Source organism: Mammaliicoccus sp. O-M54 (assembly GCF_022386035.1).
Taxonomy (GTDB): Bacteria; Bacillota; Bacilli; order Staphylococcales; family Staphylococcaceae; genus Mammaliicoccus; species Mammaliicoccus sciuri_A.
Genome location: NZ_JAJNJE010000003.1, coordinates 348105 through 370013 on the forward strand (window position 1 = coordinate 348105; position 21909 = coordinate 370013).

Annotated in this window: 26 protein-coding genes and 1 riboswitch; of the genes, 12 read left to right on the forward strand and 14 right to left on the reverse strand. The window is 31.3% G+C overall.

Annotated elements, in window-relative coordinates:
- Positions 1-340: 340 nt before the first annotated feature.
- Entirely contained in the window at positions 341-748 is a 408-nt protein-coding gene (locus LQ673_RS07600; RefSeq protein WP_025905249.1) for a transcriptional regulator, SarA/Rot family, read from the reverse strand.
- Positions 749-829: 81 nt separating this feature from the next.
- The gene (locus LQ673_RS07605; protein WP_126477598.1) at positions 830-1648 is read right to left on the reverse strand and encodes an alpha/beta fold hydrolase; all 819 of its coding nucleotides are present in this window, start codon (positions 1646-1648) and stop codon (positions 830-832) included.
- An 84-nt stretch (positions 1649-1732) separates the two neighbouring features.
- On the opposite strand from LQ673_RS07605, the gene LQ673_RS07610 reads away from it, so the two are divergent.
- Positions 1733-2242 (forward strand): gamma carbonic anhydrase, encoded by a 510-nt coding sequence (locus LQ673_RS07610; RefSeq protein WP_103361706.1) that lies wholly within the window; start codon positions 1733-1735, stop codon positions 2240-2242.
- Between the two features lie 42 nt (positions 2243-2284).
- Here the strand turns inward: LQ673_RS07610 and LQ673_RS07615 are convergent, their stop codons facing one another.
- Entirely contained in the window at positions 2285-2620 is a 336-nt protein-coding gene (locus LQ673_RS07615; protein ID WP_025905246.1) for a hypothetical protein, read from the reverse strand.
- A 500-nt stretch (positions 2621-3120) separates the two neighbouring features.
- On the opposite strand from LQ673_RS07615, the gene LQ673_RS07620 reads away from it, so the two are divergent.
- A complete protein-coding gene (locus LQ673_RS07620) occupies positions 3121-3576 on the forward strand; it encodes a DUF805 domain-containing protein (RefSeq protein ID WP_191835874.1) in 456 nt (151 codons plus the stop codon).
- A gap of 245 nt (positions 3577-3821) precedes the next feature.
- On the forward strand, positions 3822-4826 hold the full coding sequence (locus tag LQ673_RS07625; protein WP_107565962.1) for a proline dehydrogenase family protein: 1005 nt from the start codon (positions 3822-3824) through the stop codon (positions 4824-4826).
- Between the two features lie 40 nt (positions 4827-4866).
- On the opposite strand, the gene ribH is transcribed toward LQ673_RS07625, so the two are convergent.
- The 5 genes from ribH to LQ673_RS07650 form a co-directional block, all read right to left on the reverse strand.
- On the reverse strand, positions 4867-5337 hold the full coding sequence (gene ribH, locus LQ673_RS07630; RefSeq protein ID WP_191835873.1) for a 6,7-dimethyl-8-ribityllumazine synthase: 471 nt from the start codon (positions 5335-5337) through the stop codon (positions 4867-4869).
- A gap of 20 nt (positions 5338-5357) precedes the next feature.
- Entirely contained in the window at positions 5358-6530 is a 1173-nt protein-coding gene (gene ribB / locus LQ673_RS07635; protein ID WP_191835872.1) for a 3,4-dihydroxy-2-butanone-4-phosphate synthase, read from the reverse strand.
- A gap of 11 nt (positions 6531-6541) precedes the next feature.
- On the reverse strand, positions 6542-7174 hold the full coding sequence (locus LQ673_RS07640) for a riboflavin synthase (RefSeq protein ID WP_037588611.1): 633 nt from the start codon (positions 7172-7174) through the stop codon (positions 6542-6544).
- A gap of 4 nt (positions 7175-7178) precedes the next feature.
- The gene (gene ribD / locus LQ673_RS07645; protein WP_191835871.1) at positions 7179-8225 is read right to left on the reverse strand and encodes a bifunctional diaminohydroxyphosphoribosylaminopyrimidine deaminase/5-amino-6-(5-phosphoribosylamino)uracil reductase RibD; all 1047 of its coding nucleotides are present in this window, start codon (positions 8223-8225) and stop codon (positions 7179-7181) included.
- Between the two features lie 142 nt (positions 8226-8367).
- Positions 8368-8500: riboswitch (FMN riboswitch) on the reverse strand.
- Between the two features lie 638 nt (positions 8501-9138).
- On the reverse strand, positions 9139-10653 hold the full coding sequence (locus tag LQ673_RS07650; protein ID WP_037588615.1) for an FAD/NAD(P)-binding protein: 1515 nt from the start codon (positions 10651-10653) through the stop codon (positions 9139-9141).
- 252 nt (positions 10654-10905) lie between these two features.
- Between LQ673_RS07650 and LQ673_RS07655 the strand changes: the two genes are divergently transcribed.
- The 6 genes from LQ673_RS07655 (at position 10906) to LQ673_RS07680 (ending at position 15369) form a co-directional block, all read left to right on the forward strand.
- Complete coding sequence (locus LQ673_RS07655) at positions 10906-12060, forward strand: betaine/proline/choline family ABC transporter ATP-binding protein (protein ID WP_159315506.1); 1155 nt, start codon at positions 10906-10908, stop codon at positions 12058-12060.
- Positions 12061-12073: 13 nt separating this feature from the next.
- The gene (locus LQ673_RS07660) at positions 12074-12709 is read left to right on the forward strand and encodes an ABC transporter permease (RefSeq protein WP_037588619.1); all 636 of its coding nucleotides are present in this window, start codon (positions 12074-12076) and stop codon (positions 12707-12709) included.
- Between the two features lie 15 nt (positions 12710-12724).
- Positions 12725-13675, forward strand: coding sequence for an osmoprotectant ABC transporter substrate-binding protein (locus LQ673_RS07665; protein WP_037588621.1), 951 nt, complete (start codon positions 12725-12727; stop codon positions 13673-13675).
- Between the two features lie 2 nt (positions 13676-13677).
- On the forward strand, positions 13678-14367 hold the full coding sequence (locus LQ673_RS07670; RefSeq protein ID WP_239705198.1) for an ABC transporter permease: 690 nt from the start codon (positions 13678-13680) through the stop codon (positions 14365-14367).
- A gap of 169 nt (positions 14368-14536) precedes the next feature.
- Positions 14537-15091 (forward strand): hypothetical protein, encoded by a 555-nt coding sequence (locus LQ673_RS07675; RefSeq protein ID WP_239745027.1) that lies wholly within the window; start codon positions 14537-14539, stop codon positions 15089-15091.
- A 44-nt stretch (positions 15092-15135) separates the two neighbouring features.
- Entirely contained in the window at positions 15136-15369 is a 234-nt protein-coding gene (locus tag LQ673_RS07680) for a DUF6612 family protein (protein WP_239745030.1), read from the forward strand.
- A 570-nt stretch (positions 15370-15939) separates the two neighbouring features.
- Here LQ673_RS07680 and sagB read toward each other — a convergent pair.
- Together sagB and LQ673_RS07690 are read right to left on the reverse strand one after the other, a co-directional pair.
- Positions 15940-16869, reverse strand: coding sequence for a peptidoglycan release complex glucosaminidase SagB (gene sagB, locus LQ673_RS07685; RefSeq protein ID WP_191835870.1), 930 nt, complete (start codon positions 16867-16869; stop codon positions 15940-15942).
- Between the two features lie 186 nt (positions 16870-17055).
- Positions 17056-17277 (reverse strand): hypothetical protein, encoded by a 222-nt coding sequence (locus tag LQ673_RS07690; protein WP_025905232.1) that lies wholly within the window; start codon positions 17275-17277, stop codon positions 17056-17058.
- Positions 17278-17555: 278 nt separating this feature from the next.
- On the opposite strand from LQ673_RS07690, the gene LQ673_RS07695 reads away from it, so the two are divergent.
- Together LQ673_RS07695 and LQ673_RS07700 are read left to right on the forward strand one after the other, a co-directional pair.
- Entirely contained in the window at positions 17556-18032 is a 477-nt protein-coding gene (locus LQ673_RS07695) for a sigma-70 family RNA polymerase sigma factor (RefSeq protein ID WP_191835869.1), read from the forward strand.
- 76 nt (positions 18033-18108) lie between these two features.
- Positions 18109-18579, forward strand: coding sequence for a competence protein ComK (locus LQ673_RS07700; protein WP_224658753.1), 471 nt, complete (start codon positions 18109-18111; stop codon positions 18577-18579).
- A 42-nt stretch (positions 18580-18621) separates the two neighbouring features.
- Here LQ673_RS07700 and LQ673_RS07705 read toward each other — a convergent pair whose 3' ends face one another.
- Positions 18622-19443 carry a DUF5996 family protein gene (locus LQ673_RS07705; RefSeq protein ID WP_191835868.1) on the reverse strand — a complete coding sequence of 274 codons (822 nt, stop codon included), beginning with the start codon at positions 19441-19443 and terminating at the stop codon, positions 18622-18624.
- 24 nt (positions 19444-19467) lie between these two features.
- Positions 19468-19923, reverse strand: a complete 456-nt coding sequence (locus LQ673_RS07710) for a hypothetical protein (protein WP_126477607.1) — start codon at positions 19921-19923, stop codon at positions 19468-19470.
- A 97-nt stretch (positions 19924-20020) separates the two neighbouring features.
- Here LQ673_RS07710 and LQ673_RS07715 point away from each other — a divergent pair, with 97 nt between their 5' ends.
- Positions 20021-20692, forward strand: coding sequence for a helix-turn-helix domain-containing protein (locus LQ673_RS07715; RefSeq protein WP_191835867.1), 672 nt, complete (start codon positions 20021-20023; stop codon positions 20690-20692).
- On the opposite strand, the gene LQ673_RS07720 is transcribed toward LQ673_RS07715, so the two are convergent.
- Both LQ673_RS07720 and LQ673_RS07725 read right to left on the reverse strand, forming a co-directional pair.
- Positions 20683-21315, reverse strand: a complete 633-nt coding sequence (locus LQ673_RS07720) for an HAD family hydrolase (protein WP_126477609.1) — start codon at positions 21313-21315, stop codon at positions 20683-20685. The genes LQ673_RS07715 and LQ673_RS07720 overlap by 10 nt on opposite strands.
- Before the next feature lie 67 nt (positions 21316-21382).
- Entirely contained in the window at positions 21383-21772 is a 390-nt protein-coding gene (locus LQ673_RS07725) for a hypothetical protein (RefSeq protein ID WP_191835866.1), read from the reverse strand.
- Positions 21773-21909 lie beyond the last annotated feature (137 nt).

Genomic DNA, 21909 nt, shown 5'->3' on the forward strand with positions numbered 1-21909 from the left:
ATGTTTCCCAATCTTGTGAGTTTATTACTCCTTTAACTCACATCTTTTTCAATCTCGTGAGTTTACTGCTTATTTAACTCACATCTTTTTCAATCTCGTGAGTTTACTGCTTATTTAACTCACATGTTTCTCAATCTCGTGTGTTTACTTCTTATTTAACTCACATCTTTTGCAATCTCGTGGGTTTATTCCACCTTTAACTCACATCTTTTTCACTCTTAAACTGCTCACTCATTTTTTCAACCTTCTTCTTTCTTAATTCTTGAAGCCAAAACCTATATACCTCCCCAAAATTCCTCGAAAATGACAAAACGCAAACCTGATCATCAGGTTTGCGTTCTTATATATTACATGTATTAACGATTGATTCAAATTGTTTTTCAAAATGTTCTTTTCTATTCTTGATTTCTTCACAAGCGAAATCGATTATTGCATCTTTCTTGTCTTCGAAGTCTTTATTCACTTCAACGATTACTGTTCTTTCATCATTCTCTGGGCGTACTTTCTTAATCCACCCTTTTTTCACAAGGTTATTGTATAATCTTGTTCGTTTGTATGGCTTGATATCTATATAACCATCCAATTCTTTCAAACTCATTGATCCATTATTCCATAACATGATTAATGTAAGAAACTCTTCTTTTTCTATATCAAACTTTTCTTCGATTTTATAAAAAATAATATTTATATTTTTTTGAATATCATCTAATAGAATTAAGTCACTTACGTTATTTACTTTCTCTGTCATAAACTCGCCCCCAACGTTCTCTATATGTGTTATATACCCGATATAGTAACGCTTAAGCTTATTTGTATGATATTTTATAAATTATTCTGTTTCATCATCTATTAATAATCCTACATAGTGAATGCGATTATTCATAAATGAAATGATATATTTCATAACATTTTCGCGTTCTGGTTCATTATGTACTTCGTGATTAAGTCCATGCCAAGCTTTGAAATATAATTCGTTTGTATTGATTGTTTTACCGATTTGTCGAATTGATTCTGTATCTACTATTTTATCTTCTGTACCTAGCATCAGTAATGTAGGAATTGGAGATATGTGGTGGATATTTTCCATAGTTGTTTTCATCGTTTCTAAAATGGTCTTATACCAATGGTAACTCACTTTATTTAACATTAAAGCATCTTTATTCGTATCATCTATTACTTCTTTATTTCTTGTTAAACTTTCTACTTTAATACCTGTATCAAATTTAGCATCTTTCGCGACTGTACCGAAACTTGAAGCTAAGAAATTACGTCTTGTTGAAATATTTTGTTGAAAAGCAACTAACGGTGAAATCAATAGTACGCCTTCTACTTTTAAATCTACTTTTTCTAATAAATTAAGAAGAATAAGTCCACCTAGACCAACACCTAATGTAAATACTGGTAAGTGATATTCTTCTGCAATAGATATCCATTCAAGTACTTGCTCATGGTATTCTTCAAATTTATCAACATGTCCTCTATGTACACGGGAAGTTTGTCCTTGCCCTTTTAAGTCACCCATAATAACATGGTAACCTTCTCTTCGTAGCTTAGTGATTACGTATGCGTATCTTCCTGTATGTTCTAGCATATTATGTACAATTACTACAATTCCTTTAGCTTCTTTCTCAGTTTCCCATTTCCACATAATATATTACTCCTTTTACCTAAATAGCTACTTTTTTGTTAAACTTAGTATAACAAAATTTTTCAAAAGAATGGAGAATCTTGAATGATTAAATCTTTTAAAGGTCAAAAACCACAAATCGATCAAAGCTGTTATATTGCTGAAAATGCAACTTTAACTGGTGATATTACTATAGGTCCTAAAAGTTCTGTATGGTTTAACTCAGTTATTAGAGGAGATGTTGCCCCTACAATTATTGGTGAAGGTGTTAATATCCAAGATTTATGTTGTTTACATCAAAGTCCTAACCAACCACTTATAATAGAGGATTTTGTAACAGTTGGTCATAAAGTGACATTACATTCTAGTATTATTCGTAAGCACGCGTTAATCGGAATGGATTCAACTATTCTTGACGGTGCAGAAATTGGAGAATATGCATTTATCGGTGCTGGCTCACTCGTTCCACCAGGTAAGAAAATCCCGCCACATACGTTAGCGTTTGGTCGTCCTGCAAAAGTCATTAGAGAACTAACAGAAGATGATTATAATGAATTAAAAAGAATCAATGCATCATATATTGAAAAAGCTGAGATTTATAAAGCAGATCAATAAATAATAAAAAGGATTGAGACACAATGTCCCAATCCTTTTTTGTTACGCTATTTTAAATTTGCTATGCATAAACGGTAATTTTACAACGATATAAGCGATAATTATTTCATAAAACATTGAGAAGAACTTCTCAAAGAAGAAGACAACATTCTGAACTAATATTGTGCCTATACCTGCCCCACTAAAATGGTAGTTAACGAGTAAGAAATTATCAATAATATTTAAAGCAATGATTGTTATAAAAACTGTCCATGACTTTTTAGTAATCATCGCCACTAAAATTGCTATAATACCAATCACAATTGGCTCAAAAATAAACAATTGCACGAAACTATCTAAAGGTTTCCCAAACATATAAAATGCCATATCCCTAAACATCCCGATTTCTCCTTTACAGTCATTTCTAATACATTAATTGTATCACGATAAACGAGCTATAATTATTAAGATATTTTAAAGATTCATCACTTTCCTTAACATAAAATTAACATTAATAGCCATTAAATCTTTACATTGAATTAGCAATCAATTCATATTGTCGTGTTACTTTAAAGATGTAACATAAGACGCCTTTAAAGGAGCATGATAAAATGCATTTCTTTAAAAAAATAATTATTTCTTTGTTTATATTCACATTTCTACCACATGCAATTAGCATAGCAGCAGAACCCATTTCACCAAACTATGAGCAAGTAACTTCAACATCAACCCCCTAAACCATAATAAGCAATATTAAAAAAATTAAATAATAATGAACTAACAAAGAAACTGACCTTCCCGATCAGTTTCTTTATTACAATATAAATTCCTTTTTTATACATTTATGTATATAATAGTATTAATTACATCTAAGAAAAGTATTCTCGGAGGGATTTATTATGTTGCATTACTACAAACTATTTTGGTTAAATGCTTTTAATATTCACGGTCGATCTAGACGTAAAGAATTCTGGTATCCAATACTTGCTACAATCATTATCACTATGCTGGGAAATCTATTAATTAGATTGATACCTATTCCTGAACTTATTACAGTTGTTATTTCTTTCATATTTAATTTCGCAACTTTTATTGCTTCTATTTCTGTAACTAGTAGAAGATTCCATGATTTAAATATGACAATGACATTTCCAACTATAACTTATGCACTTACTTTGACTTTAGATATTTTGTATAGTTTATTTAATAGTTACGTTACAAATACAACTATTATTGTAATATATGCTGTTTTAATGATTATCTGTTTCTTTTTGAATCTAGCAATACTAATTATGGCGTGTGGTGACGGACATAAAGCACCAAACAAATATGGAGAAAGTCCTAAATACGGTTAAGATTTAATTGTTCAATGGCATTATACAAATCTATTTAAACTACATTAATATACGTGTATACAATTTCTAATTTCGGACAAAATATTGTCAATATTATGGAACGCCTTACGGGGGCGTTCTTTTTCGTGTCAGAATTCATAATTAGTATAATTTTACATTATATTAAAAATGTAAACGCTTAACTAAATTTGTATTTCCATGATAAAATAAATTAAATGAACATATATATTTAAGGAGGACTTGCTATGCCTGTCGTAAAAGATTTTTTTATTGCATTATCTAACAACAAATTCATGAATGAATCAGCTAAGAAAATGGGTCCTGCACTAGGTGCAAACAAGGTCGTAGCGGGCGTTGATATTGATTCAACAATCGATACAGTTGAAAGATTAAATATGAAAGGAATTTCATGTACGTTAGATAATCTAGGGGAATTCGTAACATCACGTCAAGAAGCTTTAGAAGCTCAACAAAATATTGTTGAAATTATGCGAAGAAACTACAATGCTAATATTGATGCGCATGTATCTATTAAACTTACACAATTAGGTCTTAATATAGATAGAGAGTTTGCTTATCAAAATACGAGAGAAATTTTGTTAAAAGCTCATGAATATGGAAATACATTTGTAAACATCGATGCTGAAAAATATGAAGATTTAGTTGGTACTACTGAAATAGTAGATAAACTTAAAGGTGAATTTAAAAATGTAGGAACAGTTATTCAAGCATACTTATTTGATGCTATGAATATTATGGATAAATACAATGATGTACGTTTACGATTAGTAAAAGGTGCATATAAAGAAGCACCACATATTGCTTTTCAAACTAAAGAAGAAATTGATAAAAATTATATAGCATTAATTGAAAAAAGATTATTAACTGCTAAAGCATTTACTTCAATTGCAACACACGATCATAATGTAATTAATCATGTTAAACAATTTGTTAAAGATCATAATATCTCAAGAGATTCATTTGAATTCCAAATGTTATATGGTTTTAGAACAGATTATGCATATCAAATTGCTAACGAAGGCTATAACTTCTGTATGTACGTACCATTTGGGGAAGATTGGTTCGGTTACTTTATGAGAAGATTAGCAGAAAGACCACAAAATATTAATTTAATGTTATTAGATATCTTTAGTGAAAAGAATAAAGGAAAAATCGCTATCGGAGCTAGTGTATTAGCTGGCTTAACGCTATTGGGTATTGGCGGCATTGCTAAAGGTAAGAAAAAATAACACATAATAAGCCAGGACGCTCGTCCTGGCTTATTTGTTTTTATATTTGTGTTTCGATATTTTTAAGTAAGTTTGCCATTTCAATTGCAGCTAAGGCAGCATCTCCACCTTTATTACCTGCTTTTGTTCCTGCTCTTTCAATCGCTTGTTCAATTGTTTCTGTCGTTACGATTCCAAATATTACAGGTACTTCCGTTTCATCATTTATTTTAGAAATACCTTTCGCAACTTCATTACATACATAATCATAATGTGTAGTCGCCCCTCTAATAACACAGCCTAATGTTACGACTGCATCGTATTTACCTGACTTCGCTAACTTTTTAGCTACTAAAGGAATTTCATACGCGCCAGGTACATATGCGACATGAACATTTTCTTCATCCACGTTATGTCTAATTAAAGTATCTTTAGCTCCATCTAATAAACGACCTGTTATAAAATCGTTAAATCTACTCACGACGATTGCTACTTTTAATTGTGATCCATCCATTTTACCTTCAAATTTCATTTTAAAAACTCCATTCTATTTTATATTAAATGTCCCATTTCATGCTTTTTAGTATTGATATATGATGCGTTTGTTTCGTTCGGTTCAATTACAACTGGAACTCTATTAGAAACATGTATACCTAAATCTTGTAATTGATTAAATTTATCTGGATTATTACTGATGAGTTGAATTTCTTCTATATTAAAGTATTTCAAAATCTGACTCGCTTCAGTATAATCTCTTAAATCCGCTTCAAATCCTAAAGCTTCATTAGCAGTAATCGTGTCATAACCTTGTTCAATAAGTTCATACGCTTTAAGTTTATTGATCAGACCTATTCCTCTACCTTCTTGAGGTAAGTATAAAATCATGCCACCATGTTCTTGAATGTATTTCATTGAATATTCAAGCTGTTCTCCACAATCGCATCTAGCGCTATGGAAAATATCACCTGTCACACATTCGGAATGAATACGTACATTCATACCATTTTTGATTTCACCTGAACTAATGACAATATATTCTTTATCGTCTAATTGAGATGTAAAGCCGTACATATCAAATTCACCGTATGAAGTTGGCAATTTAACTTTAGATTCAAGATGAATAATTTGATCATGTCGTTTTCTATACTTTACAAGTTCATCAATTGTTATCATTAACAAACCATGTTTACGTTTAAATTGATATAAATCATCTCTACGAGCCATCGTGCCATCATCATTCATAATTTCACAAATAGCACCAGCTGGTTTCGCTCCAGAAAGTTTCGCTAAATCAACACAAGCTTCTGTATGACCTATTCTTTCAAGAACACCATTGTCTTTAGCTATTAATGGAAATACGTGACCTGGTTGAACAAATGCTGTTGGTGACGTTTCATTTATTAAGGCTTTAATCGTATCTGCCCTTTCAAAAGCACTTATACCTGTCGTACTCGATGCATGATCAATACTTACAGTAAATGCAGTCTTATATTTATCACCCGTTTCAGTCATCAATTTCAAACCAAATTGTTGAGCAATTTCACTGCTAATCGGTGCACAGATTAAACCTCTCGCATGTGTAGCCATAAAATTAATCGTTTCAGCTGTTAAATACTCAGATATAGCGACGAGGTCACCTTCATTTTCTCTATCTTCATCATCTACTACAATAATCGGTTTACCACTTTTAAGTTCTTGTATGGCATCTTCTACGTTATCAAACATGTTATAGCCTCCTAAAATCCTAGATTAAGTAATTTCTCTTCTGATAAATTTGAATGATTTTGTCCTGTTGCTTTCTGCACATATTTAAATAACAAATCCGTTTCAATATGTACGCTGTCACCTTGTTTCTTATTAACAAAGATTGTACGATCTCTCGTTTCAGGAATTAAATGAATTTCAAATTTTTGAGGATATAATTTAAAAATTGTCAAACTAACACCATCAACTGTGATAGATCCTTTATCAATCATTTGATTTAATAAATGTGCTTCTGTAGATATTTCAATAATCCATTCATCTTGTCTCTTTGAAATATGTTTAATAATGCCTTGACCATCTACATGTCCACTTACAAAATGACCGCCAAATCTTCCATTCGCTAACATCGCTCTTTCAAGATTGACTTTGTCATTCATTTTCAAATGTTCTAAATAAGTTACTGAGATTGTTCCAGTAATCACTTCCACTTTAAAAGTAGAACTTGCTTTCTCAGTAACGGTCAAACAAACACCATTAACAGCAACGGAATCACCTAGTGATAAATCATCCATTATTTCAGTGGCTTCAATTGTTAATGTTTTAACGCCTTGGTTTGTACTTGTATTCTTGATTACACCAACTGTTTCAATGAGTCCTGTGAACATCTTGTCACTTCTTTCTTAATGTTATTTTAAGATCTCCACCAATGATTTCTGTTGATATAATTTGAAATAATTTACTATTGGATAAAGGAACGACATCTTGCGTTTGATAATATTGATATTTTCCTTGACCACCAATCATCTTCGGGGCTTGATAAATAATTAATTGGTCTACTAAGTCTTGTTCAATAAACTGACTTACAAGTTTAGGACCTGCTTCAACCATCACTTGAGCATATCCTTCTTCATATAAATCTTTCATAATCGTTTTTAAATTTGATAAATCACTGTTCTTAACTTTAATATGTTGATTCTCATACGTGTGAAATGATTCCGAACTCGTTACAACAACGACAGGATTATCTTCATCTTTGAATATCTCATAATCACCTTCAAAGCTTGATTGCTCTGTTAATACAATTCTAGTTGGATTACTTAACTCAGGATTACGAGAAGTTAATAATGGATTATCTTCACGAACTGTCATCCCACCTGTAATAATAGCGTCATGTTGTGAGCGCAACTTTAATACATCTTGTTTAACTTCTTTAGATGTAATCCATTTACTTTCTTTGTAATCAGTCGCAACTTTACCATCTAGACTCGTAGAAATTTTCAAAGTAATAAAAGGTAATTTCGTTTGTTGTTGTTGAAAAAATGCTTCATATAAGTCTTCTGCTCTTTTAGAAGGCTCATGTTTTACATCTATTCCAGCTTCGTACAACATTTCATGACCACTATTTTTAAGAGAACCATCTTTGACTGCATATACAACTGATTGAATACCGTTATCGATAATCGCTTTCGCACAAGGTGGTGTTAAACCATAGTGTGAACAAGGTTCTAAAGAAACATATATTGTTGCACCTTGAGCTTCTTCACCTGCCATTTTTAAAGCTTGTATTTCAGCATGTGCTTCACCCTTTTTTAAATGCGCTCCAAAACCTATAATTTTATGATCTTTAACAATAACTGCACCAACAGAAGGATTCGTACCCGTCTGTCCTTGTACACGTTCAGCTAAATCAATTGCAAAATCTAAATATTGATTCATTTCTTTACCTCCTAAAAATAAAAACCACCGAAAATCACTTTTCGGTGGTTGGGAGTAAAAATGTATCACGAAATAAGCCTTTTATAAAAAAGACTTTAACATTTTAAGTATAACGAAATAAGCGTATAGTATACGCTGTCGTCTATTCTTTCTCCCATCCAGACTATACTGTCGGCTTCAGAATGTTACTGAATCAGCCATAAATGAAAAATCACTTATGGGTCGCGGGCTATTATACCGCCGGTTGGGAATTTCACCCTGCCCCGAAAGAATATATTATTAAATTATATATCAGTAATCACTGATGACATCATTCTATACCATTTCACTAAGAATTACAAATGAAGAAGTTAAATTTATTTAGCAGGTGTTTGTTTGATGGTTTTAAAAAGCTGATAATGGCCGGCGTTGTGAACACTTTTAATGAAACTTGTTCATAACGGGGGTCTTATGAACACTTCTGGCCAAACTTGTTCATAACGAGGTTGTTGTGAACACTTTCGACCAAACTTGTTCATAACGGGGGCGTTAGTTACAAAAGTCGGCTGCAGTGTTTCTATAGACCCCCTTAGTTACAAAACTCGTCTGAATTGTTACTATGGACGGCCTTAATTACAAAACTCGCCTGAAATGTTTCTAACACACTCGTTATTTGCACTTCTTGCCAAACTTGCTAATAACGGCATCACTATTTACACTTTATACCAAAACTGCTTTTAACGTCCCATCATCCGAACACATAAAAATAGAGTCTGGACATAATGTAATATTTCAGACTCTTTTAGCATCTTGGCAGTAGCTGACTGAATTGAAAATGCGCTTGTATCAAGCTTTTTTCAACTCTAGTCATCCTTGCCGGGGCGGGACTACGAAATCTTTTTATACAAATTAGATTTCTGTCCCGCTCCCTATTCTATTTCTTTTTTGATTTCGCCTTTTTAACTTTTTTTCTTTCTTCTAATTCAACGTATAAGTCATTTACGGCTCTTACGGATTGATCGACTAATAATGAAACGCCATTTACGTCAAAATTAACTCCACTTGTTAATTGTCCAATCACTTTTAAATTTGGCATTGTACCGAATTTAGGACTAATAACTTCATTTGAATATGGCATGACTAGAATACCTCCAAATGGATGAGCAGCTATAATTTGTTTGTTCTCTAAACCTTTAATAAAATGCTCTTCTTCTGTAAGTTCTGACAAATGTTTTTTAGGACCAGTTGCATTAATAACATAATGATAACTTGATTCTTCTTGTTCACCTTCATATTTAATTCTAAATTTACCGTAATATTTTCGTACATTTTCTAATCCTTCTTTAACAACAATGTCTCCATTTTCAATCCATTCGATTAATTGTTTAGCAGATGATTGAGGCATTGGATTCGCATTACGTTTAAAGTGATGACCATACTTTTCTAAAAATGTCGTCTTATCATCGATTGTCATGGCATTCCAAACAGGAATCATATGATGTTTTACTTCTTCAACAAATGATTGGAAATGCCCTACTTCATCTTCATGTCTTAGATCATATTTCATATTCGCTACATTATCTTTTTTAAATCGATAAAGCATTTTTTTCAAGTTAATATTTTGATATTCACATTCTTTCGCAAAGAGATTTTCTATTTCTTTTAATGGTGCGATACCTTTATGCGTCTTTTTTAATTTTTCTATTGCATCTTTCGTAATATACTTCAAATTGATTTCATGTTTAATACCTCTAACTGTCGGAAATTGAGCATGTCTTGATGCTACAGTAATTGGCAGTTGTTTATGATTTTCCATTACAAATCTAATAACATCTATTGAACTAAGTCCCGTTCCAATTATCGCAATATCGTCATTTTCTTTTACATCACGCAATGCTTTAATTGTTGGATATGGTGATTCAATATAACCTTTTAATCCAGATAAATTGTACGGATCTTTATAAGGTAAAGTTCCAATAGTCAAAAATACATAGTCATACTTTTGGCATACCGCTTCATCATCTTCTATATAACAGACATCTATTTTATATTGACCTCTTTCATCTTTAATTTCTTCGACATAGCAACTATCAACTTTATGCTTATGTACGAATATATTATCGTGTTTATTTAACAAGTCATTTAAAATAGATTTCATATAATGGCCAAATACTAATCTTGGTAAATATTTCGCTTTTCCATAGTCAAAATCATCATTTTTCTTATACCATTTCTTAAAATCTTTCGTATCATCTGGACTTAAAGACATTTGATTAGCTGGTAAGTTAATGAGTAAGCGATCACTATCATTTTGAAATGGCTTGCCCATACCCATATCTTCGACACTATCAAATATATCTACCGTAATTTTTTTGAATTTTTTATGTTTTGCTAATTGGTTTAATGTACTAACACCAGCAGTTCCCATTCCTATTATTGCTACTTTCAAATTGTACCCCTCCAAATCTTTCAATGCATAATATGCAAAAAATACCGAATTTTATAAATCTATTATACATGTGAAAAACATGACTTGTCTTTATACATACCTCTAGCCTAATTCACACTTTTTGTATTTATTCCTTTTTTTAAATAACAATAAACATAAATTACACGATTTGGGCGATTTTCATAATTATGCAACTAATGTGTTATAATAATAAACGTCATTATTATAAATTTCAAAAAAAGGAGAAGTGTTATGTTATCAATCCAAGACTTAACTAAAGTTTATCGTGGCGGTAAAAAAGCCGTTAATAGCATCAATATGGAAATTGAATCTGGTGAATTCATAGCTTTTATCGGTACGAGTGGTAGCGGGAAGACAACTGCTTTAAGAATGATTAACCGCATGATTGAGCCAACTAGCGGGACAATTACGCTTGACGGGAAAGATTTAAGCAAGATGAATCCAGTTAATTTAAGAAGAAATATAGGTTATGTCATTCAACAAATTGGTTTAATGCCACATATGACAATACGTGAAAATATCGTATTAGTTCCTAAATTACTTAAATGGACTAAAGAAGAAAAAGAGAAAAAAGCTAAAGAACTTATTAAATTAGTAGACTTACCAGAATCATATTTAGATTTATATCCATCTCAATTATCTGGTGGACAACAACAACGTATTGGTGTTGTAAGAGCACTTGCAGCAGACCAAGATATCATTTTAATGGACGAACCATTTGGCGCGTTAGACCCTATTACGAGAGATACATTGCAAGACCTTGTTAAGACGCTACAACAAAAACTTGGTAAAACCATTATATTTGTTACGCATGATATGGATGAAGCAATTAAATTGGCAGATAGAATTTGTATTATGTCTCAAGGTGAAATCATTCAATTTGATTCACCAAACAATATTTTAAAAAATCCAGCTAATGATTTCGTGCGCGAGTTTATCGGTCAGAACAGACTTATTCAAGATAGACCTAACATACGTGTTGTTGATGATGCAATGAAAGATCCAATAGCCATCACTTCTGAGAAGACTATTGACGAAGCAGTTTCAATTATGAGAGAGCGACGCGTAGATACGCTATTTATTACAAATGTAAAAGGTAAACTTGTCGGATATATTGATATTGAAGATTTAAACGAAGGATATCGTAAAAAATCAGACATTATCGATATTATGCATCGAGATATTTATACAGTTAAGACAGGTACGATGCTTCAAGACTCTGTTCGTACAATTTTAAAACGAAATGTGAGATTAATTCCTGTGGTTGATGAACAATATTACATAAAAGGTGTTATAACAAGAGCAAGCTTAGTAGATATTGTTTACGATTCTATATGGGGACAACCTGAAGAAGCAGAAGCAACTGAAAAAAGTGATATTAAATAAGGAGTGAAAAATAGTGATTGAATTCTTACAAGTTAACGGAAACGAACTACTTCAGAAAACACTGGAACACTTCTATATTTCATTATTAGCTTTACTTTTAGCAATGATCGTAGCGATACCGCTTGGCATTTTATTAACACGAACTAAAAAGTTAGCCAAAGTCGTATTATCTATTGCAAGTGTTCTACAAACCGTTCCGTCATTAGCAGTATTAGCACTTATGATTCCTTTCATAGGTGTTGGTAAATTACCTGCCATTTTAGCATTATTTATTTATATCTTATTACCGATTTTAAACAACACATATATCGGTATTAATAATGTTGATAAAAATGTTAAAGCAGCTGGACTAAGTATGGGTATGACAAAATTCCAAGAAATGTTCATGATCGAATTACCACTTGCTATATCAGTTATTATGAGTGGCGTACGCTTATCAAGTGTTTATGCAATCAGTTGGGCAACATTAGCAAGTTTCATTGGTGCTGGTGGTTTAGGCGACTTTATCTTTAATGGTTTGAACTTATACCAACCTGATTTAATTATTGGCGGTGCCATAAGTGTTACATTAATCGCGCTTATTATGGACTTTGTACTTTCTAAAGTTGAACTATGGGTTACACCTAAAGGGTTAAAAGTTTCAAGATAAGGAGGAAATATAAACATGAATAGATATTTTAAACTGTTATTGCCTATCATGGCTTTATCTGTCATTTTATCTGGATGTTCATTACCTTTTCTTGGCGCTTCAGGTGATGAAAACTCAATAAAAATAGGTATGCAAAATACAAGTGAATCACAAATTATGGGACATATTGATAAATTGATGATAGAACATGAAGCTAAAAAAGATAACGTAAAAGAAAACAACATTCAGCTTATCAATAATTTAGGATCATCAACTGTTACATTTAATGCACAAAATAGTGGTGATGTTAACATTTCAAGTGCTAGATATACGGGAACTGATTTAACAGGTGCATTGGGTAAAGACCCTATCACTGATCCTAAAAAAGCTTTAAAAGTAGTGAGAGATGCATTCGATAAAGATTATGACCAAAAATGGTATGGTTCATATGGTTTTGAAAACACTTATGCCATGATGGTTACGAAAGAAACAGCGAAGAAATACAACCTTAAAAAAGTTTCAGATATGAAAAAAGTAGCAAACAAATTAGAAGCAGGCGTTGACTCATCTTGGATGAAACGTCCTGGCGATGGATACCCAGCATTTAAAGAAAAATATGGTTTCGATTTTAAACGTACTCGTCCAATGCAAATTGGTCTTGTATATGATGCGTTAAACACAGGTAAAATGGACGTTGTTTTAGGTTACACGACAGACGGAAGAATTGCGAGCTATGATTTAGTTGTGCTTGAAGATGACTTGAACTTCTTCCCTCCATATGATGCAAGTCCATTAGTTACAAAATCTTTAATTAAAGAAAAACCTTATGTTGATCGTGCAATGAATAAATTAAGAGGAAAAATTTCAACAGAACAAATGCAAAAATTAAACTACGAAGCAGATAATAACCTTAAAGAACCTGCCGTAGTAGCTGAAGAATTCCTTAAAAAGCACAATTATTTTGACGATGAAAAGGATGGTGAGTAATAGTGGTTGATAATCATGTATGGTCACAATTAGTCGATTATTATGCAACAAATGGTGGATATATATTTCAACTTTTTCTAACTCATTTACTTATTTCTGTTTATGGTGTGTTATTTGCGGTTATAATAGGTATACCAGTAGGAATTTTCATTGCTAGATATTCTAAATTATCCGGCTTTGTTATTTCACTAGCTAATATAATTCAAACGGTTCCAGCACTTGCCCTACTAGCTATACTAATGCTTGTAATGGGTCTTGGTTCTAACACTGTTGTTATGACAGTATTCTTATACGCTTTATTACCGATTATCAAAAATACGTATACTGGTATTAATAACGTAAATTCTAGTATAAAAGATGCTGGTAAAGGTATGGGTATGACATCACGTCAAATCTTGACGATGGTTGAACTTCCCCTTTCTTTATCTGTTATGATTGGTGGAATAAGAATCGCATTCGTTATTGCAATTGGTGTTACTGCAATCGGATCATTTATTGGTTCATCTACACTTGGTGATATCATTATTAGAGGTACAAACGCTACAGATGGTACATCATTAATCTTAGCCGGTGCAATCCCTACCGCTTTATTAGCAGTATTAAGTGATTTATTTTTAGGATATATTGAAAATAAATTAGACCCAACAAAGAGAAAGCAAAAAGGTCCACAACCTCAAACACTTTCGGAGTGATATTAAATGAAATTTATATTTAAAGTAATTGTAGCAACTATTGTTATTTTAATACTTTCACCTAAGAAAAAACTCAAATAATTTACATTAATAACTTATGTAATTATATAATTTTTTGCTATTATGAATTGCATAGTGTTAGTATAGTTAAAACAAAGGAGGAAGTAATATGAAATATAGAATACTTGGAAGTTTATTTTTATCATCAACACTTGTTTTAGCAGCATGCGGGAATGGCTCAGATAGTTCAGATTCTGATACAAAATCAGAAAAGAAAGATGACACTAAAAGTTCTAGCCAAGTCGTAAAAGACTTACAAAGTAGTGCGAAAGATGTTAAAAGTTATCACACTGATAACAAAATCGAAGTTTCTGCTGAAGGCGAAGATAGTCAAACTGTAGAAGTTGGCATGGATGTTGATGAAAAAGAAACAGCTAAATTAGATATGGACCAAGCTGGTCAGAAAATGTCAATTTATGTACAAGGCGATAAAATGCTCGCTAAAGTAGATGACCAATGGGTAGACTTATCTTCTCAAGTAGAAAATATGAATATCGATAGTTCTCTAGATCAATTAAATTATGAAAAATACGCAAAAACTTTAAGTGCTTTTAAAGATGCGAAAGCTAAAAAAGTTGACGATGGATATGAACTTACATATGACATCAAAAACAAAGAAGATTTCACTAAGTTAGCTAACGCCTCAGGTAAAAAGATCAACTAGAACAATTTGAATCACAAGTTGATAAAGTTAAAGGTAATGCTGTATTGAAAGTAAATAAAGATAATCATATTGATTCATACAAATTAAATGCTAAATTAACTAAAGATGACGAAACCGCTGATATGAAGACAAACGTCACATATAATAAGTTAAACGAAATTGATGAAATTAAGATTCCAGATGAAGCAAAAGACGCTAAGAAAATAGAAGACTTACAAGGCGGATCATCTAGCTCATCAAGCAGTAGTTCATCAAACAGTTCAGATAAAGCATCATAAATAGTAAAGACTCGAGGTTAATGCCTCGAGTCTTTTTTGATTTGGACAGGTGTGGTTCCTTGTGAACACTTTCGCCCAAACTTGTTCATAACAGGATTGTTAATTACAAAACTTGGCCAAAGTGTTACTAACGGCCTCCTTAGTTACAAAACTCGACCGAAGTGTTACTATGGGCAGCCTTAATTACAAAACTCGACTGAGGTGTTACTATAGGCTGCCTTAATTACAAAACTCGACTGAAGTGTTACTATGGACTGCCTTAATTACAAAACTCAGCTGAAGTGTTACTATGGGCCCCCTTAGTTACAAAACTCGACCGAAGTGTTACTATGGACTGCCTTAATTACAAAACTCGGCCGAAGTGTTACTATAAGCCGCCTTATTTACAAAACTCGACTGAAATGTTACTGACACACTCAGTATTTGCACTTCTCACCAAACTTGCTAATAACGACACCAGTATTTGCACTTCTCACCAAACTTGCTAATAACGGCAATCTATTACGACTACTTCTATACTCCACTCACACAAAAAAGACTCGAGACGTTTGTCCCGAGTCTTCTTAATTACTATTTTTCTTCTTGTTTATCTAATTTTTCATCTAATGCTTTGATTGAAAGTGACTTATCTGTATCTTCGTATTTATATACGATATAGTACTTTCCTTCTGTTTTAAGTTCGTTATAGAAATCTGCTATTATACGTGCATTACTTTGTGCCCATTTGATATCTGTTGCGTATTGATGTACGCCTGGTTTCTCTGGGTTCCATCTCATACTATATAATGTGTTTTGCTCTGGGTTTGATAAATAATGATCATGTATAAACTTCGCGCCACCTGATATGGCTTTTTGAGGTGTATCCCAGTCTCTTTTTTTAGCGTAATTTGCGCCTGTTCCGATAGGATCACTGTCTAAAGCACCGACACCATAAAAGTTATAATACTTTTTACCATCAGATTCTTCTTTAGATTTCGTTACTTTCCCTTTGTCGGTTAACATGACACCATTTGCTAATTCACTTTTGTTATTACCTGTTTCTAATATCGCGTGAGATATTAAATACACTTCATTAACATGCTCTTTCTTAGCAGCATTTAAAAATTCTGTTGTATAATCTTCAAGTACTTCTTGTTTTCTTAACATATGATGAATTCGTTTTTCTTCAATTCCTTGATACTCTGATAAGTTCAAGAATTGATATACTTGTTTTTTATCATTTAAGATTTTTTCTACATCCATCACTTCATATATTTCGCTTCGTGTTGCATTTTTCCAATTGCCTGACTCTGTTGCTACTTGCATTTTCGTATCATTTTTATATTGTTTATTTACCGCTTTACTTAAAGTTAATGGAACTTCTACATTATCTTCTTGTTTATCTACTTCATAAAATTTCAAATGATCTGAAATCAAATAATAAAACAGGCCAACAATAACTAACAAGACTATTGATAATATGACTAAATTTTTAATGGTTTCTAGCCTGGCATTTTTCATCGTTTCACCTCTATGTTTGTAAACCACCATCAATCATAATTTATTACCTAATTTTTACAATTGTATTAAAGTTTACTCTTTATATTCTATAGGATAAGGGCTTATTATTCAAAAATAAGAATGTTACGTTTTAATTACTATTATATTTCAACAAAAAAAGCAAACATGCTTTGAAAGTATGTTTGCTTATTTATAAGTTGAATAATTCATAAATATAAATGACATTGCCGCTGATCTATTCTTATAGTTATAGTGGCTTAAATTGATTGTACCCTCTTCTTCGCCATTTCTATAATTCATAAATCTGTTTACGTTGTTAATCATTACAAAATCTGCGTTATCTCTTATCGTATTCAAGTCATTATTTCTTGCAAAAAAGTGTTCTAAATTTAGATGTTCGTAATCCATATGATGAGCCTCCTAATCTTTGCCCCAATAAAACATATGTCCATATATATAACCAAATATACACGTTTGAAGCGAAAATGTAAATCATTTCAATCTATGTTTTTATAAGATATTTTCGAGAAAAAGTCTTTATTTTTTCAAAATAATCTCATAAATTATGTTCTATTTTAAAGTTTGTCCGTTTTTTTAATATTTAACTGATTTTTAAAGTGCTTATTTATTATTTACAATGCGTTTATCCGGAAATAACCGTGTGCATGCTCACCAAAGAGGACAACATGAAACAACACAAATTTGAACTTTATTATAAGCAATATAAAAATATGATTCATTATTTACTGCATCGATATCAAATCAAATATGGTTACGAAGATTATTATCAACTGTTATTAATTAAACTATGGACTGAAATAGAGCGTTATGATTTTTCAAAGACCGCTTCACTAGATAAATATTTATATACGAAATTAAAGTATTACCTCATTGACTGTATCAGAAAGCAAAGTAAAGATTCAAACCGTGTTTCCCCCACTTCAAATAATGAAATGTTAGATCAAAGTTTCATTGAATCTCATCAATTTGAAACGTTTAGTATGTTAGAGATTTTGTCTCAAGATGAACTTATGTGGCTAAAGTTAACATTACAAGGCTTCTCAACTCAAGAAATTGCGATATATTTAAATAAAAGTGAATCGTCCATTAAGTATTATCGCAAAAATGCACGTCGTAAATTGAAATCTCATTTTTTATTTTAATTACAAATGAATCTTCAAAAATTACAATCATTTTTTCCAAAATTTAAGTAACATGTTATATAGGGAGGTGTATCAATTGACTTTGATCAACCCTAATATGACATTACTGAAATACGCTGATGATTCAGCTTATAGATTCCAAATCGAATATTTAGATCAATCAACCATTTATACTAATCATTCTATCCCTTATCTTATTAACGATGCACTGAAAATTGAAGGTGCTAGTTTAAAATCAAGAGAACGTTACGCCAAATATGTCCTAAAAATTTCTAAACTTCTTCCTATTCTCATCTATGCCACTGAGGATTTCGTATTATTTCCAACAAGTGCTAAATCTAACTACAATTATATGCTGATTAACAGTAAACACATTGTTCATATCGACGCATACAAACATTACACTAAATTGTTTTTAATTAATCAGCATACGAAAGTGATATATCATGAATATCCTATCATCAGTAGAAAACTCGGTGAATCATTAAGACTCATTCAGTTTCAAAAGCATCATCTTAACAGACTAAATCTACCCTCATATATATAAAAGTCGTTACGCTTTAAACGCGTAACGGCTTTATTTGTCATGTTATATTAACTTGCTACTTACACCTGATAACAATGCTTGGTATGCACTATTAAAGAATGTCAGCAGTACTTCATCTCTTCTAATGATACTTTCTAAATCTTCTTCATAAATTAAAAAGCTTCCATCTTTACCATTATATTCAGCATATGATGGTTCTACTTGTTTCAAGTTGATTTTATCTTGCTTAAACGGATTAATCTTAATAATATAATAAGGAGACTCTCTATATTTATCTCCAAAGTAATAACAAAGTGATACGGTATACTCATCATTACCTTCTACGTAAAAAATAGATGTTACATCAAATTTATCCCAAAACAATCCTGTTTTGACATCTTTAATATTTCTTGAATGCAAAAATTGATAATGATCATATTGAGCTTGCTGCATTAATCTTAGTGCGTGATATGCAGTCTTTGGATTAAAGATACGTTCTTTATCATCTTCATCTAACGTTTTTTCATATGGAATATTATATGGCTTCGTATTGATTGTAATATCAATGCCGTTATCATGCAATGTATCAAATATAAAGTGATAATATTCTTGTATTGTACGTCCAGATTTGACGATCATTGATTCTTCCTTTTCATCTATTTTAACGATTAATAACTGATCGATTAAATCTAAGTTAATTTCAAATGTATGGTTGTCCTTTTTTAATTCACCTGTAGATAGCCCAACTTGATTGACAGTTAACATGACGTGCTTATATAATGGTTCAGGTGTATTCACAGCTAAACAACATTTCCCCATAATTTGAACAATATATCTTATTGTTGCACGTGTATCACGCCATTCATCAAAATATAACAAGCTCATCTACAACACCCCCTAGTCAGTAATCTATGAAAATTCTTTAAATCTTCTAGCGATTAATAAACGCCTTGTAAAGAATGCATTTACCCATTTGATACCTTTATAACCTATAAAAAATAACACAATACCTATAACAAGGTATAAGGCTTGTAATGTTAATGCTTCACCAATTGGTTTTGTGAAATATAATGTAAATGTCCCTAATATCAACAAAGCAGCTGTTATTAAAATGCCCGCCATTAAGACATTTCCAAATAATAGTCCACCTAACGTAATTACTTTATATAAACTACTTGGTGGTGTTGCTTTATCTATAATTTCATTTTCTACAAATTCATTCACAAATTTACTTGGTTTACCATATTCATCGATTAAATTTTTATCTGCATGATGGTTTAATTTTTCATGCGCTATATTTTTTTCTTTTTTATTGATAAACCAAAGCTTTTTATAAACAATGGATTTATATTGTTCGTTATTCATTACACACCTCTAAAATTCATTAATATTTTAATTATAACATTAATCAATCACTACGTTGATTATTTTTCAAAATTGCTATTTTGAAGGAGTGAAAATAATGTTTAATTTTAATATCAACTTTATTTCACATGAAAATAAATGGATTTATCATAATGAATACGCATCGATCATATATGTCACAAATGGTTATATTAATATTTTTTATCATACATCGAATTACATGATGACATTGAACAAAGGATTTTTGTGCATTGTACCATTTGATGAATATAGTTTTATTTATGCAGTTAATGGTCAAATATGTATACTGAATATTAATAAATTATTAATATATACGTTAGCTTCAAATATCTATGAATACTTCTTACTCAAAAATTTCTATCCTATTATTCAGTCTTTCAAATTTGATAAAGTATATGATCACTTAAATACGCTTAATATTCTTGCACCTTATCATAAAGAACAATTAACGACGACCGTTTCAACGAGTATCATTACGTTATTAGATGATATTAAACAGCCACCTTATCCTAAAATTTCAACTAACGATTCTTATGTAAGTCTTTACCACCACAATCATTATAGAAACCGTCAATTGTTTGAAGCTACTGTTGCACTTATCTTCAATACACATCAATCTATTTCAGATATAGCTTTAGAATATGACTTTTATGACCAAGCTCATTTTACAAAAGTCTTTAAAAATCACCGAAATATGACGCCGCTTCATTTTAGAAAAAGATACAATGTATATTCACATTACAAATAGCGATTGATAATTTCTTCAGCTTCTATATTCTTTGCTAAAATATTTAATGAATCAAAATTCAAATCTTCTGTAATTTCATGCGTTATAACGATTACGTCCATACCAGCATCTATTGCAGCTTGTGCACCATTCGTCGTGTCCTCAATTGCTAAACACTTTTCTGGTTCTACTTCAAGATCATGTGCTGCTTGAATATATAATTCTGGATTCGGCTTAACAAACGCAACATCTTCACGCCCTTTTATAACATCGACATATTTATCTAATTCTAATCTTTGTACATTAGGCATAATATGTGCTTTATAACTACTAGTCGCGATACCCATTTTCTTTTGATTTTGAGTACCATATTCTATTAAATCTTTAACCACTGGTTTAATAGGCAGAGATTTCGTACCTTCATAATGATCTTCAAACATCTCTTCTAAAGCCTGTTTTGAACCTAAAGCATTCAATATTTTATCATTTAATTCTTCTGATACTGATCCTATTGAAGCTTTATATTCATCTAAACTTATCTTTTCGTTATTCTTTTGTTCAATGTGTTTATTTAACGTGTTAAATAAATTAATTTCTGTATCTATTATCGTACCGTCAAAATCAAATATGATTGCATCGTACATGTTCATACACTCCATTCTAAAAAAATAAGAGACTAGGACTATTCTTAATCCCGGTCTCTTATTTTGATTATAAATCTTCTGATTTAAGTGTCAATTCTAAACGATCGATAATGTTCTCTAATTGAATTAAACTAAGTGATTTTTCCTGTGCAATGCGCTCTCTATTTGTTGCTAAATATTGCACGATATCATGTAATGGGATAATAGAACCTTTTTGTGTCCCATTCTCTTCAATAATAAATAAGCCATCTGACTCATTTAAGTTTAATTCATCTTGTTTTGCATTTAATAAATCATTCTTAAAATACACTGAACCATGAGGAAAATCTTGATGCTTTCTTTCTTCTAAAGAAATGACTGCATCGTGTATATTCTCTTGATTTAATCCATTGTAAAATTGATTAATAATTTGAGTACGATTATCGTGATCGTCGAATAATTTTAGGTTTGTTAACATAGTCATTCACCTCATCCCGTTGCTTATATTTTAACATCTTAAACTGAATATTTAGAGTATTTTATTATTACATTTTCAAGTCATTTATTACATAAGTTTTTCGGCATTCACGAAAGCGTCAAAAATTACGTCGTTTC